General features: G+C 64.3%; 16 protein-coding genes. 10 read left to right on the top strand and 6 right to left on the bottom strand.

What is annotated here, in order from left to right; all coding sequences use genetic code 11:
- Positions 1-15 precede the first annotated feature (15 nt).
- Complete coding sequence (gene kynA / locus AC24YW_RS01485; protein ID WP_487481036.1) at positions 16-855, top strand: tryptophan 2,3-dioxygenase; 840 nt, start codon at positions 16-18, stop codon at positions 853-855.
- Between the two features lie 8 nt (positions 856-863).
- Positions 864-2,066, top strand: coding sequence for a kynureninase (gene kynU, locus AC24YW_RS01480; RefSeq protein ID WP_487481035.1), 1,203 nt, complete (start codon positions 864-866; stop codon positions 2,064-2,066).
- A 482-nt stretch (positions 2,067-2,548) separates the two neighbouring features.
- Here the strand turns inward: kynU and AC24YW_RS01475 are convergent, their stop codons facing one another.
- Positions 2,549-3,364 (bottom strand): cobalamin-binding protein, encoded by an 816-nt coding sequence (locus AC24YW_RS01475; protein ID WP_487481833.1) that lies wholly within the window; start codon positions 3,362-3,364, stop codon positions 2,549-2,551.
- Between the two features lie 119 nt (positions 3,365-3,483).
- On the opposite strand from AC24YW_RS01475, the gene AC24YW_RS01470 reads away from it, so the two are divergent.
- Both AC24YW_RS01470 and AC24YW_RS01465 read left to right on the top strand, forming a co-directional pair.
- Positions 3,484-3,882 (top strand): PaaI family thioesterase, encoded by a 399-nt coding sequence (locus tag AC24YW_RS01470; RefSeq protein ID WP_487481034.1) that lies wholly within the window; start codon positions 3,484-3,486, stop codon positions 3,880-3,882.
- A gap of 151 nt (positions 3,883-4,033) precedes the next feature.
- Positions 4,034-4,639 (top strand): N-acetyltransferase family protein, encoded by a 606-nt coding sequence (locus AC24YW_RS01465; protein WP_487481033.1) that lies wholly within the window; start codon positions 4,034-4,036, stop codon positions 4,637-4,639.
- 79 nt (positions 4,640-4,718) lie between these two features.
- Here the strand turns inward: AC24YW_RS01465 and AC24YW_RS01460 are convergent, their stop codons facing one another.
- The 4 genes from AC24YW_RS01460 to AC24YW_RS01445 all read right to left on the bottom strand — a co-directional run bounded on the left by AC24YW_RS01460 (position 4,719) and on the right by AC24YW_RS01445 (position 7,349).
- The gene (locus AC24YW_RS01460) at positions 4,719-5,018 is read right to left on the bottom strand and encodes a hypothetical protein (RefSeq protein WP_128261949.1); all 300 of its coding nucleotides are present in this window, start codon (positions 5,016-5,018) and stop codon (positions 4,719-4,721) included.
- A 95-nt stretch (positions 5,019-5,113) separates the two neighbouring features.
- Positions 5,114-5,800 carry a DUF2161 domain-containing phosphodiesterase gene (locus AC24YW_RS01455; protein ID WP_487481032.1) on the bottom strand — a complete coding sequence of 229 codons (687 nt, stop codon included), beginning with the start codon at positions 5,798-5,800 and terminating at the stop codon, positions 5,114-5,116.
- Between the two features lie 100 nt (positions 5,801-5,900).
- Entirely contained in the window at positions 5,901-6,581 is a 681-nt protein-coding gene (locus AC24YW_RS01450) for an SDR family oxidoreductase (RefSeq protein WP_487481031.1), read from the bottom strand.
- A 24-nt stretch (positions 6,582-6,605) separates the two neighbouring features.
- Positions 6,606-7,349, bottom strand: a complete 744-nt coding sequence (locus AC24YW_RS01445; protein WP_487481832.1) for a tyrosine-protein phosphatase — start codon at positions 7,347-7,349, stop codon at positions 6,606-6,608.
- An 87-nt stretch (positions 7,350-7,436) separates the two neighbouring features.
- Between AC24YW_RS01445 and AC24YW_RS01440 the strand changes: the two genes are divergently transcribed.
- Complete coding sequence (locus tag AC24YW_RS01440) at positions 7,437-7,763, top strand: MliC family protein (RefSeq protein ID WP_487481030.1); 327 nt, start codon at positions 7,437-7,439, stop codon at positions 7,761-7,763.
- A gap of 111 nt (positions 7,764-7,874) precedes the next feature.
- Here the strand turns inward: AC24YW_RS01440 and AC24YW_RS01435 are convergent, their stop codons facing one another.
- The gene (locus tag AC24YW_RS01435) at positions 7,875-8,078 is read right to left on the bottom strand and encodes a DUF2735 domain-containing protein (protein WP_036022780.1); all 204 of its coding nucleotides are present in this window, start codon (positions 8,076-8,078) and stop codon (positions 7,875-7,877) included.
- Between AC24YW_RS01435 and AC24YW_RS01430 the strand changes: the two genes are divergently transcribed.
- The 5 genes from AC24YW_RS01430 (at position 8,068) to AC24YW_RS01410 (ending at position 12,441) form a co-directional block, all read left to right on the top strand.
- Positions 8,068-8,376 carry a hypothetical protein gene (locus tag AC24YW_RS01430; protein ID WP_487481029.1) on the top strand — a complete coding sequence of 103 codons (309 nt, stop codon included), beginning with the start codon at positions 8,068-8,070 and terminating at the stop codon, positions 8,374-8,376. The genes AC24YW_RS01435 and AC24YW_RS01430 overlap by 11 nt on opposite strands.
- 242 nt (positions 8,377-8,618) lie before the next feature.
- A complete protein-coding gene (locus AC24YW_RS01425; RefSeq protein WP_487481028.1) occupies positions 8,619-9,653 on the top strand; it encodes a glutamine synthetase beta-grasp domain-containing protein in 1,035 nt (344 codons plus the stop codon).
- 195 nt (positions 9,654-9,848) lie between these two features.
- Positions 9,849-10,550, top strand: coding sequence for a GrlR family regulatory protein (locus tag AC24YW_RS01420; protein WP_487481831.1), 702 nt, complete (start codon positions 9,849-9,851; stop codon positions 10,548-10,550).
- 69 nt (positions 10,551-10,619) lie between these two features.
- Positions 10,620-11,441, top strand: coding sequence for a tetratricopeptide repeat protein (locus tag AC24YW_RS01415; RefSeq protein ID WP_487481027.1), 822 nt, complete (start codon positions 10,620-10,622; stop codon positions 11,439-11,441).
- Positions 11,442-11,736: 295 nt separating this feature from the next.
- Positions 11,737-12,441 (top strand): GrlR family regulatory protein, encoded by a 705-nt coding sequence (locus AC24YW_RS01410; protein WP_487481026.1) that lies wholly within the window; start codon positions 11,737-11,739, stop codon positions 12,439-12,441.
- Positions 12,442-12,475: the final 34 nt, after the last annotated feature.

The raw sequence follows: 12,475 nt of genomic DNA, 5'->3' as shown, positions 1-12,475 counted from the left end.
TCGAGAGGGCCAGCCATGACGTCCAGCGATTACGATCCCACAAGCGATGGCGCCGAGACCGATTTCGCCCGGCGCATGTCCTACGGTGACTATCTCGCGCTTGACGCGATCCTCGGCGCGCAGCATCCGCTGTCGGAGGCGCATGACGAGATGCTGTTCATCATCCAGCATCAGACCACGGAGCTGTGGATGCGGCTCGCCATCCACGAGCTCAGCGCTGCGCGCCGTGCGATCTCACGGGATGAGGTGCAGCCCGCGATGAAGATGCTGGCCCGGATGTCCCGCATCTTCGAGCAGCTCAATGGCGCCTGGGACGTGCTGCGCACCATGACCCCGAGCGAGTATACCCGTTTCCGCTCGCAGCTCGGACAATCATCGGGCTTCCAGTCGCGGCAATACCGGCTGATCGAATTTCTGCTCGGCAACCGCAACCACGCCATGCTGAAGCCGCACGCGCACGATGCGGAGACGATCAAGCTGCTCGAAGCCGAGCTCGCGACACCGAGTCTCTATGACGAGGTGCTGCGGCTCGCCGACCGCAACGGGCTCGAGATGCCTGCGGCGGTGCTTGCGCGCGACGTCCGCGAGACCCACAGCTTCAACGAAGGCGTGCTGCAGGCCTGGCGTGTCGTCTACGAGGCGCCGGAAACCCATTGGATGCTCTACGAACTGGCAGAGAAGCTGGTCGATTTCGAGGACTATTTCCGGCGCTGGCGCTTCAACCACGTCACCACGGTCGAGCGCGTCATCGGCTTCAAGCGTGGTACCGGCGGCACCGGCGGCGTGAGTTATCTCAAGCGCATGCTCGAGGTCGAGCTGTTTCCCGAGCTCTGGCGCGTGCGCACGATTCTGTAGGGATGCCCATGACCAGGCTTCGCGTCTACGACGACACCAGAGCGTTGTTCCATTTGCCTGACGGCGTGATCTATCTCGACGGCAATTCGCTGGGTGCGCTGCCGCTGGGCGTCGCCGAGCGTGTCAACCGCGTGATCACCGCGGAATGGGGCGTTGAGCTGATCCGCGCCTGGAACACCGCGGGCTGGTATGTCCAGCCGCGCCATGTCGGCGATCGCATCGCGCGGCTGATTGGCGCGGAGGCCGGCTCGGTGATGGTCGGAGACACGCTGTCCCTGAAGGTCTATCAGGCGCTTGCTGCCGCGCTCGACATGACTCCGTCCCGCAAGATCGTCCTGTCGGACACCGGCAACTTCCCGACCGACCTCTACATGGCCGAAGGCCTGATCGCGACGCTCGGACGCGGCCACCAATTGCGCCTGGCGGCGCCGCAGGAGATCGAGGATGCATTGTCCGATGAGATCGCCGTCCTGTACCTCACCGAGGTCGACTACCGCACCGGCCGCCGCCACGACATGGCAAGGCTCACCGCGAAAGCGCATGCGCTCGGTATCGTCACGGTCTGGGATCTCGCCCATTCCGCCGGCGCGCTGCCGGTCGATCTCGCCGGGAGCGGCGCCGATTTCGCGGCGGGATGTACCTACAAATATCTCAACGCCGGCCCTGGCGCGCCGGCCTTCGTCTATGTCGCGCCGCGTCATGCCGACGGCGCCCGCGCCGCGCTGTCGGGGTGGATGGGCCACGCAAAGCCGTTTGCGTTCGAGCTTGCCTATGCGGCGGCAGGCGGCGTCGAACGCATGCGCGTCGGCACGCCGCCGGTGCTCGCCATGGCGGCGTTGGAGGCCTCGCTCGATATCTGGGACAAGGTCGACATCAAGGAGGTTCGTGCGCGCTCGCTGGCGCTCGGCGATCTCCTGATCGATGAAGTCGAGCGCCGTTGTCCGCAACTCAAGCTCGTCACTCCGCGTGACCATGAGCGGCGCGGCTCGCAAGTCTCCTTCGCCTTCGCCGGCGGCTACGCCGCGATGCAGGCCCTGATCGCCCGCGGCGTCGTCGGCGATTTCCGCGCGCCCGACATCATGCGGTTCGGCCTCACGCCGCTGTACATCGGCGAAGCCGAGGTACTGAAGGCGGCCGAGATCATCGAGGAGGTGATCACTGGCGAGGTGTGGCGCCGGCCGGAGTATCAGGTCGTCAATGCGGTGACGTGAGGGCTGTTCGGCGTGTGAGCCGCCTATTGATCGATCATAGCGCTCGCAAAGACACTCTCGGGTGCTTCGCGCAAGGATACCACGAGTGGCGAGAATCTCAGCGCAATGGACTTTGGTCCCAGGCTTTCATGTTGGACGTAAATGAAGCCATTCGCCGGCCGTGTGACGGCCTTTCCGTTTGAAATATTGAAGGCGACGCCTCGGACAAGGAACAGCTGTTGGTCAAGTTGCGGCTTCAATCCATATTTTCCTGCCTCGGCTATCGGCAGCGGACAATAGGATTGCTTTGCGAGAAGACGGATGGCTGTCGATCGGCCTGCCATGAAGCGATCTGTATTGGTTTGGTGCAAGTTCCGGGCTCTCGTCAAACATTCCATTCGGCGGATACGAGACCCATTCTCTTCGCGTATGTTCTGCCCCGGCATTCGAAGGCGTACATAGGGCCAACGTGATCGCCAGGACCATTGCCAGTCGATGCATGCTCACCTCCCCGCGTTGCCCTGTGATCCGCAGCCGGCCGTATCCCATAACGCCGCAACGATTGCATCAAGTCCATCCGTCAGTGCCGCCGGTCCCGGCTGCAGGATGATCGGTGACTTGATCTCGATGATGCGGTCCTCGCGGACGGCGGGAATCTCGCCCCAGCCGTCGCGTGCGCGGATGCGCGCAGGGACGACCTTCTTGCCGCACCAGGATGCGAGGATCACGTCCGGCGCAGCCTGGCGCACCGCCTCCGCCGAGATGATGCGGTCCTTCGCCGCCTGCCGATGTCGCAACTCCGGAAACACGTCCTCACCACCGGCAATCTCGATCAACTCGGAGACCCAGCCGATGCCCGAGATCAATGGATCGTCCCATTCCTCGAAATAGACTTTTGGGCGCGGTGAGGGGCGTCGCGTTGCCGCGATCGCGGCGAGACGCTTCTCCAAGCCTTGAGCGAGTTCCTCCGCGCGCCCGGCGGCGCCGACGAGTGCGCCCAGTGTTCTGATCATTGCAAGAATTCCAGCGACGTCGCGCTGGTTGAAGACGTGGACGTCGACGCCGGCGCGCACGAGGTCTGCGACAATTCCGGCCTGTAGGTCCGAGAACGCGAGCACCAGGTCAGGCTCCAGCGCCAGGACCTTTGGGATATCTGCTGAAACGAAGGCCGACACTCGCGGCTTCTCACGCCGCACCTGCGGCGGTCGGACGGCGTAGCCGGAGACACCGACGATGCGGCCCTGCTCGCCGAGCAGATAGAGCGTCTCGACCGTCTCCTCGGTCAGGCAGACGATACGGCGGGGCGGGAAGTGACGCATGGCGGGACCATATGCGCTCATGCGGCGGGCAATGTCACGGCGAGCATTACCTCGGACGTCATTGCTTTGCCGCGCGAAGCCATTCACGTTGAGACAACAATGATTTGGGAGAGGATTTGATGACGCCGCTCGAGAAACTCAAAGCGATGAAGATGCCGTTCGCCGAACTCAAGGGCGTCGAGTTCATCGAGGCCGGGAAGGATCGCGTGGTGGCGCGGATGACGGTCCGGCCCGATCTCTGCACGCTTCACCACACCATCCACGGCGGGGCCGTGATGGCGCTGGCGGATTCCGTGGGCGCGGCGGCGACCGTGATCAATCTGCCCGAGGATGCCAAGGGGACGACCACGCTGGAGAGCAAGACCAACTTCATCGGCGGGGCGAAGGAGGGGGCCACAATCATCGCCACCGCCACCCCGGTGCACAGGGGCCGGCGGACCCAAGTCTGGACCACCAGGCTGGAGACGGAGGACGGCAAACTGGTTGCGGTGGTGACCCAGACGCAGCTGGTGCTGTGAAACTCCAGGATTTTGATTTTGTTAACGAATTAGTCGCATCGATGCCCGAAACTTGGGCAGGTCTCCGTCTTGAAAATCATGGTGCGATGCACAATATAGGGGACCTAGGGATTCGAACGCCTCCTCGAGGGACACCAAGAGGAGTTCTGACGTGGTACTTGAAGACACCGTCCGTACCGTTCCCGGCTATGTACGGACCCTGAGCCAGCAGGAAGAATTGCCGCTCCTGCGCGATCACCTGCTGAGGCTTGATGCCGGCAGCCGGCATGACCGTTTCAACGGCTTTCTCGACGACAGCTTCATCGAGCGCTATGCCGCCCGCTGCGCCGAGGACGGCACCGTGATCGTTGCCTATATCGTCGATGGCGTGGTGCGCGGCGCGGCCGAGCTGCACCCGCCGGAGGACGATTCCTTGCCGGAGGTCGCCTTCAGCGTGGAAGCCTCCGCGCGCCGCCAGGGCGTCGGCACCGTGCTGTTCCGCCGCCTGATCGCAGAGGCCCGCTGGAAGGGCTACAAACAGCTGCGCATCACGACGGGCGCGGACAATCATGCGATGCGCGCGCTCGCCAGGAAGTTCGGGGCCCATCTGGCTTTCCGCCACGGCGAATCGACCGGAACGATCGACCTCGCCAAGACGCCCGAGGCCGAGCTTGCCGATCTCGCGGCCTCGCCGTTCACGGCCGGGCGCGCGCTGCTCAGCTTCAACAGCACGTGCTGGAAGCTGATCTCGAGCATGTACGGCAATCGCGCCGCATAACCCGGAAATTGCGACAGGAATCACAAAGCGGACCGGCAAGGCCGGTCCGCTTTCGTGTTCGGTGCGGTGAAAGGAATGCTCAGCTGCGCGTGCCGGCGCCGAAGCGGCGGACGACGCGGCGTTCGACCACGACGGAGCGCTGCGCGCCCTGTTCGCCGGCGATCACGCGCGTGGCCGTGATGCGGCTGTTGGTGCGGGCCTGCTTCTTCACCTCGGCCTGGACGACATCGAGCGGCATCCCCATCAAGGCTGCGGCGATCTCGGCCTGCTGCGCCTGGTCGTCGGTGATGCCGACAGCGGCGAAGATCGCCTCGTCCAGGGTCGGGGGATCGTGGCGGACGCGCCGCGTGCCATATTTGGTATTCCAGTCTGCGCTCATAACGGCCTCATCTTGATGCCGGGATACCTAGTGCTGCCAATGTTGCATTGCAATATGAAATCGGTGCGGCATCTCAGCTATGCACCGGTCAGGTGTCACAGCGGTGACGCAGCACCTGCGCCGACCTCCTCGCGTTGCTGAGGCCAACGTTTCAGGGCGGCGTGTCCGGCTTCGGTGAGCCGGTAGATCCCCCGCTCAGTACGTTCGAACCAGCCATACACATTGTTAAGCAAGATCTTGCCGGCATCGGGGCAGCGTTCGCGCAGCTCGCGCACCGGCTTCGGCCGCTCGGCAAGGGCCGACGCGCAGGCCAGCGCCTGCTGGCGATAGGCCGTCATGATCGGTGCGCGGGTGCTGCCGCCGAGCACGGGATCGCCCTGGCGGCGCTGATGTTCGGCGACGAGACGCGAGCGCACCTTCGGCTCGCGGCGAGGCGCCGCGGTCGGCGGCTTCACCAGCACTTCGACCTGGCCGCGATCGGTCACGCCGAGCATGCCGAAGCCGAGGCGGCGGCAGAGATTGCGATAGCGTGCGTCGCTCTCGCGTCCCTTGCCGCGCGCGGACATCTTCGCCGCGATCCAGACCTCGTCGCCGGCCGGCGCACGATCGACCGCTTGCAGGATCAGCTCGAGATTAAAGGCAAGCTTGAGCTCGCCGATCACCACCACCGGCGGATCGCCGGCGCTGAGGCCGACCAGATCGCAGCCGCCGATCTCGCCCTTGACCGTGAAGCCGAGCTCTTCGAGGAAGCGTTTGACGGGCAGGTAAAGCGCGGTTTCCAAGGGGGACGTCCGATCGGAGAATCAGTTGTGGGCAGTCTAGAGCCTTCTCGACCCTGATTGAATCCGAGTCGATGTCTCTAACGTTCCAATCGGAACGCGATTACATCCGTCCACCCACGGGGATCAGGGCGCCCGTGACGCCGCTCGCGGCATCGCTGGCGAGGAACAGGATGACTTCGGCGAGCTCCTGAGGCGTCACCCATTTGGAGAAGTCGGCTTTCGGCATGTCGGCGCGGTTGGCCTTGGTGTCGATGATCGAGGGCAGCACCGCATTGACGTTGACCTTGCCCTTCCACTCGCTGGCGAGGGCCTCGGTCAGGCGATGCACGCCGGCTTTCGACGCCGCATACGGACCCATCCCGTTGCCGGCCTGAAGCGCGCCCATGGCGCCGATATTGACGATGCGACCGGCCGTGGACTTGGCAAGGTGCGGCAGCGCCGCGCGCGAGGCGTTGAGCGCGGTCAGCACGTTCAGCTTATGCATGCGCTGCCACGTCGCGATGTCGCCGTCGGCCACGGTCTCGAAGGCGAACCCGCCGGCGATGTTGATCAATGCGTCGAGCCGGCCGAAATGCTTTGCCGCCGCATCGACGGCCGTTTTCGCCTGCGCTGGGTCGGACAGGTCAACGCCCGCGATGTCGATGTGGTCAGCGCTTGCGGCGGTTTGCGAAGACGCGTGATCGATGCCAGCCACGCGCGCGCCGCGTACCAGCGCCGTTTCCGCGACTACTTGGCCGAGCGCGCCGCGTGCGCCCGTCACGATCAAGATCTTGCCTTGCATGATCGTTCTCCCTGCACAGCCGCCCTATGCTTGCAGATAGCGCGCCTTCAGCGCGTCGCGCTCTGCCGTGCCGAGCTTGAGCCCGTCGCGCAAATAGGTTTCGAGATCGCCATATTCGCTGCCGACTGCTTCGAATGCGGCCGCAAGGTACGAGGCCTCGACGCTGCCGATCGCATCGAGGACATCGGCGGGCAGATCGGAGGCGTTCGACGGGTCGCGCTTGTAGTGCCGGTTGGTCAAGAGATAATCCTCGGCGATGACCTCGTCCGCCACGCCGAGCGCATGCAGGATCAGCGCGCTGGCGAAGCCGGTGCGGTCCTTGCCGGCGGTGCAATGGATCACGAGCGGCGCGCGATCTTCCAGCAGATGGCCGAACAGCGCGCGGAAGCTGTGCGTGTTGTGGCGAACATAATTGCGATAGGATTCGCGCATGAGCTCGAGCGCTACGGCCGCGGTCAGCGTGCCCTTAGCGAGCTCGGCTCGCAGCCCGGCCACGACGGTCGGCTCGATCGGCAGCGAATGCACCGTGATCTCGTTCACGACGCAGATGCCGGCCGCGCGCTCCTCCAGGCCACGGAAATCAAAGGCGCTGCGCACACCCAGCGTGCGGACGACCTCGATGTCGGCAGCGGTGAGCTGGCCGAGATGGTTGGAGCGGAAGATGTGCCGCCAGCGTGTGGTGCGGCCATCAATGGTCGGGTAGCCGCCGAGGTCGCGGAAATTGCTCGCACCCTCCAGGGCGAGATGACGGGCAGGGGAGTCCTTCAGCGAGGAGTCTTGCATGGGATCAGCTTGGGTTATGTTGCCACCGGGATGCACGTTTGGCGTCCTTGCGGTCTATTACAGGGGGCGATCATGGGCCGGCACAAGGCCATTGTTTTGACGGTCATCATGCTGGCGGGCGCAATGCTCGGTGTGCGGCAGGCCGATGCGCAGACCTTCCAAACCTACCGCTGCGCCGATGGTACGCAGTTCATCCTGGGCCTTTATGACTACGATAAGCGCGCCTTCGTCCAGATCGATGGCCAGCCGGTCACGCTCGCCAAGCGGCTGGCGGTGTCGGGGGCGCGCTATTCGGGGGCGGGAGTCACGTTGAGGATTCCCAAGACCGGGCCTGCCACGGTCAAGCACCTGAAGCGGCCGGTTACGGTTTGCGCGGTGGTCGAAAGGCCCGGGATCTAGGTGCGAGCGCGCCTGGAATTAAAAAGGGCCGAAACGCCGTTGTTTCGACCCTTTTTCAAACTGCCGCCGGCCGCTTGCGAAAGCCCGGCACTGTCAGACCAGCAGCTGGCATCAGCGTTCCCATTTGGGCTTGGCTTCGTCGACCGCATCCTGGTGATACCAGCTGTCGCTGCAGATCGAGACGTTCGCGGGCAGCGAAGCCTGATCGGCGGGAAGACGGGTCTCGCCATAGCGGCGTCCGGCGAGGGCCGCGCGGCCGCCGACGGGGAATTGGTAGATCTTTGCAGATCCGTGACTCAGACCATTGTTCATCATTGCGATTCTCCTTGGTCGAAGCGCCTTGGCCTCCATGGTGCGCCCGACTCGTTCGATTGTGGTTACTGGAATCCCCATATCGGCCGCTCACCCCGGATTGGAAAGTGCTGAAAAGGAAATCAGTTTCCGCTCAATTTGTAGGCAGTTAGCCTTCTGCATCCTCCAAGGCACGCTGTTGCTGACCAACGCGTGGGCCATTCCGAAGGTTGCTGGGGTGGGGTGGGGGAGTTTGCGAAAGTTACCGGACGTTGATGCGCGTTTCATCGGCAACGCGCCGGGTGGGTTCTGCTGCATCTGAATCAGGCGTTTTCCGCAGGATTTTTGCAGTGCAGCTTTGCGCCAAGGTGCGCGGCTATGACGCACGGTGCCGTCGAGGGGTCATCCGTGGCGTGGAGGAGCCGGAAGCGGTGGAAAACCGCCCATACTGCGGCCTTTTGGCACGCGAAATGCTTGGGAAGCGTCGGCCGATGATGGCCGGGTACAAACGTGCGGGGGCCCTCCCGGGCCCCCAACCTTTCGCATCATCTACAGAGAGGCTCAATGACCAAGTACAAGCTCGAGTACATCTGGCTCGACGGATATACGCCGACTCCGAATTTGCGCGGCAAAACTCAGATCAAGGAATTCGCGTCGTTCCCGACGCTCGAGCAGCTTCCGCTCTGGGGCTTCGATGGCTCCTCCACCCAGCAGGCCGAAGGCCACAGCTCGGATTGCGTGCTGAAGCCGGTCGCGGTGTTCCCGGACGGTGCGCGCACCAACGGCGTGCTGGTGATGTGCGAAGTCATGATGCCCGACGGCAAGACCCCGCATCCGTCCAACAAGCGCGCCACCATCCTCGACGACCCCGGCGCATGGTTCGGCTTCGAGCAGGAATACTTCTTCTACAAGGATGGCCGTCCGCTCGGCTTCCCGACCGCCGGTTATCCGGCGCCGCAGGGCCCGTACTACACCGGCGTCGGCTTCTCGAACGTCGGCGACGTCGCCCGCAAGATCGTCGAAGAGCATCTCGACCTCTGCCTCGCTGCCGGCATCAACCATGAAGGCATCAACGCGGAAGTCGCCAAGGGCCAGTGGGAATTCCAGATCTTCGGCAAGGGCTCCAAGACCGCAGCCGACCAGATGTGGATGGCCCGCTACCTGATGCTGCGCCTCACCGAGAAGTACGGCATCGACATCGAATTCCACTGCAAGCCGCTCGGCGACACCGACTGGAACGGCTCGGGCATGCACGCCAACTTCTCGACCGCCTATATGCGCGAAGTCGGCGGCAAGGAATATTTCGAGGCGCTGATGGCCGCCTTCGAGAAGAACCTGATGGACCACATCGCCGTCTACGGCCCGGACAACGACAAGCGTCTGACCGGCAAGCACGAGACCGCGCCGTGGAACAAGTTCAGCTACGGCGTCGCCGATCGCGGCGCTTCGATCCGCGTTCCGCACTCCTTCGTCAACAACGGCTACAAGGGCTATCTGGAAGACCGCCGTCCCAACTCGCAAGGCGACCCCTACCAGATCGCTTCGCAGATCCTGAAGACGATCTCGTCCGTGCCGACCGACAAAAAGGCCGCGGCCTAAGATCCTCCCGGCCCGGGCTGGGGGGCTGGCCCGGGTTGGTATTCAATCCGCCGGAGCGACAAGCTCCGGCGGATTTTTGCATTTTGATGACAGCTGTTCCTGTGCCTACCGACCCCGGCGCCGGGAGACTTGTCCATCGCCGCCGAAAGCGGGATAGAGTGCATCTGGATGAGCGCAGGGCCGGGGACACGGCTGGTGATTGAAGGCTTCTACAAGGTGAGATTTCAGCTCGGCGACGTCGTCGGCCGCAGCGTGATGCATGCCGGCGATGGCAAGATGCTCGGCGGCAATTCGGCCTTTGCCCATATCGGCAGCTACGAGAAGACGGATAGCGGCGTCGACATCGTGATCAAGACCGTCCGCCATAATCCCGATCCGAGCTACCGCGCCATGGCGGGCACCGACGATGCAACCCTGATCGCGAAGGGCTGGGCCGACGGCAATCTCTATCGCTTCAAGGGCGAGCTCAAGGAGCTGCCAGGCGTGCCGTTTCAGTCGCTGATGACGCCGATCACGGACGAGGAGGTGCCGATCGCCGGCGGCGTCGGCGAAGCCGGCATCAGCGACGGTCTCTACTCCATCCACCTGCGCATGCTCGACGGCATCGACGGCGGACTCACCGGTGTGATGCTGCTGAATCAGGGCCGCATCCTCGGCGGCGATGCGGCTTTCTATTATCTCGGCAGCTACACCGCCGCGAAGGGCCGGTGGAAGGGCCAGATCCTCAACCAGGAGCACACGCCGGCCAAGTACGATCCGATCTTCGGCGGCCATGAGGTCGGCATCGGCTTCTCCGGCAGCTATGACGCGGAACAGGCGGTGCTGGAGGCAACCGCGCTGGCCGGCAAGCGGAGCTTGCGCCTGACCGCAGCGCTCAAGCTGATGCATCGCGCCTGAGCCGCCCATGGCAGACGTGAACCGACTCGAGCCTTGAATTTGCCGGGCCACAGACGCAACGTGACGATCATGCGGACTTTCCTCCTTGCCGTGCTCTTGGCATTCGCTGCGCCACTGACGGCGCAGGCGCAATCGGCCGACCTCGTTCTGTGCGACCGTCTCGCCGCCGATCCCAGCGATCCCGACAAGCCGGCTGACGTGAAGGGCGTCGCGGAGATCGCGTCCGCCGACATCGCAACCGCGATCAAGTTCTGCAGGCAGGCGGCAAACGCCTCGCGCCGGGCGATGTTCGAGCTCGGGCGCGCTTACGCGGCGAACCGGCAGACGGCGGAGGCGATCGCCACCTGGCGCAAGGCTGCCGACAAGGGATCGAGTGCGGCGATGGTCGAGCTCGGTGTGACCTACGCCACCGGCTCGGGCGTCGCCAAGGACGAGGCGCAGGCGCGTAAGCTGTTCGAGAAGGCGGCGCAGGCCGGCAACCCCCGTGGCGTCAGCAATCTCGCAGCGCTCGGTGGCGCAGGTGGCGCCGCGCCGGCCGATCCCGCCCAGGCCCGTGCGCTGCTCGGCAAGGCCGCCGAGACCAATGCGGAGGCGCAGTACCAGCTTGGCCTGATGTTGTCTGAAGGCGATGGCGGCGCAAAGGACGATGTCGCGGCGCGCGCTCTGTTCGAGAAGGCGGCGGCGCAAAACCATCCCGGCGCGCTGGAGCGGATGGGCGCCTTTGCGCAGGAGGGGCGCGGCGGTGCGAAGGACAAGGACGCCGCAAAAGCCTATTACGAGCGCGCCGCCGCGCTCGGCGACGAGGATGCCAAGAAGGCGCTGGAGCGCATTCGCTGTCCCTATGCGATCAAGGACAAGCAGGGCAGGCTGGTCACCACCCTGTGCTTCTAGTTCACTTCATGGAGTAGGCGAGATCGAGAGCCTGGCGCCGATCGGCTGAAGAGCTTTTTTCGGGGGCGGCAAACGAAACGTCGAAAACAACCCCATGCACAGTAGCCAAGCCTCTGAAATCATTGACTGCGGGTTTTACGAAGTGAAGTTTTGACCCGTCGGGCAAAACAGGGGCATAATGGCATCATGGCGGGCGGCTCCCTGGGGCGGTGATGCGCGGAAAAGCCGGTGGCTTCGCCGTGGCGTCGATGCTAGGTAGCCCGCGATTGTTTTTCGGTTTTGCAGGTTCAGGACGTTGCTGGACGGGCTCTACAAGGTTGAATACGGCATCAACGATGGGTCCGGCTGCAGCATCATGTGTCTGCATGACGGCAGGATGCTGGGCGGCAATTCGGGCTTTGCGCATCTCGGCACCTATGTTGAGCGTGACGGCGAGATCATCGCCCAGGTCATCACCGAGCGGCACAACCTCGACCCCAGCTACAAGCCGCTGATGGGCGCCGACGTCGCCTCGATCGGGGCGCGCGGCCGGCTCTACGGCAACCAAATCCGCCTCGAGGGCGGCGCGGACACCATGCCGGGCGCCAGGTTCTGGGCCAATCTCACGCGCCTCGACGACCAGGGATTGCCGCCGAGCGGGACGGTCGGACCGGGCGGCATCGCCAACGGGCTCTATGGGATGCAGCTGAGGGCGCTCGACGGCGTCGACGCCGGACTGTCCGGCGTGATGCTGCTGATCGACGGGCGCATCCTCGGCGGCGATGCGTTCTTCTACTATCTCGGCGCCTATTCCTCGGCGGACGGCCGCTGGAAGGGCGAGATGCTGAACCAGGAGCACACGCCGGCGAAAGGCGAGAACCCGGTGTTCGGCGGCCTCGAGGTCGGCATCGGCTTCTCCGGGACCTGCACCGAAGACAGCGGCGAGCTCGAAGGCATCGCACTCGCGGGGAAGCGAAGCCTGCGGCTTGCGGCCTCGCTAAAGCTGATGCGAAGGGCGTAGGTTACCGATCATTCCGTCGCGTCTGCTCCGAAGG

Source organism: Bradyrhizobium sp. USDA3516, assembly GCF_057651995.1.
The sequence above is the reverse complement of the archived record's forward strand: the minus strand, read 5'-3'. Positions and strand labels throughout refer to the sequence as shown.

Bases quoted from the DNA above. Each gene is read 5' to 3' on its own strand.
- AC24YW_RS01475 (WP_487481833.1), bottom strand. From the start codon at position 3,364: ATGCGTCACTTCCCGCCCCGCCGTATCGTCTGCCTGACCGAGGAGACG.
- AC24YW_RS01425 (WP_487481028.1), top strand. From the start codon at position 8,619: ATGACCAAGTACAAGCTCGAGTACATCTGGCTCGACGGATATACGCCG.
- kynU (WP_487481035.1), top strand. From the start codon at position 864: ATGACCAGGCTTCGCGTCTACGACGACACCAGAGCGTTGTTCCATTTG.
- AC24YW_RS01460 (WP_128261949.1), bottom strand. From the start codon at position 5,018: ATGAGCGCAGACTGGAATACCAAATATGGCACGCGGCGCGTCCGCCAC.
- AC24YW_RS01440 (WP_487481030.1), top strand. From the start codon at position 7,437: ATGGGCCGGCACAAGGCCATTGTTTTGACGGTCATCATGCTGGCGGGC.
- kynA (WP_487481036.1), top strand. From the start codon at position 16: ATGACGTCCAGCGATTACGATCCCACAAGCGATGGCGCCGAGACCGAT.
- AC24YW_RS01450 (WP_487481031.1), bottom strand. From the start codon at position 6,581: ATGCAAGGCAAGATCTTGATCGTGACGGGCGCACGCGGCGCGCTCGGC.
- AC24YW_RS01415 (WP_487481027.1), top strand. From the start codon at position 10,620: ATGCGGACTTTCCTCCTTGCCGTGCTCTTGGCATTCGCTGCGCCACTG.
- AC24YW_RS01435 (WP_036022780.1), bottom strand. From the start codon at position 8,078: ATGATGAACAATGGTCTGAGTCACGGATCTGCAAAGATCTACCAATTC.
- AC24YW_RS01470 (WP_487481034.1), top strand. From the start codon at position 3,484: ATGACGCCGCTCGAGAAACTCAAAGCGATGAAGATGCCGTTCGCCGAA.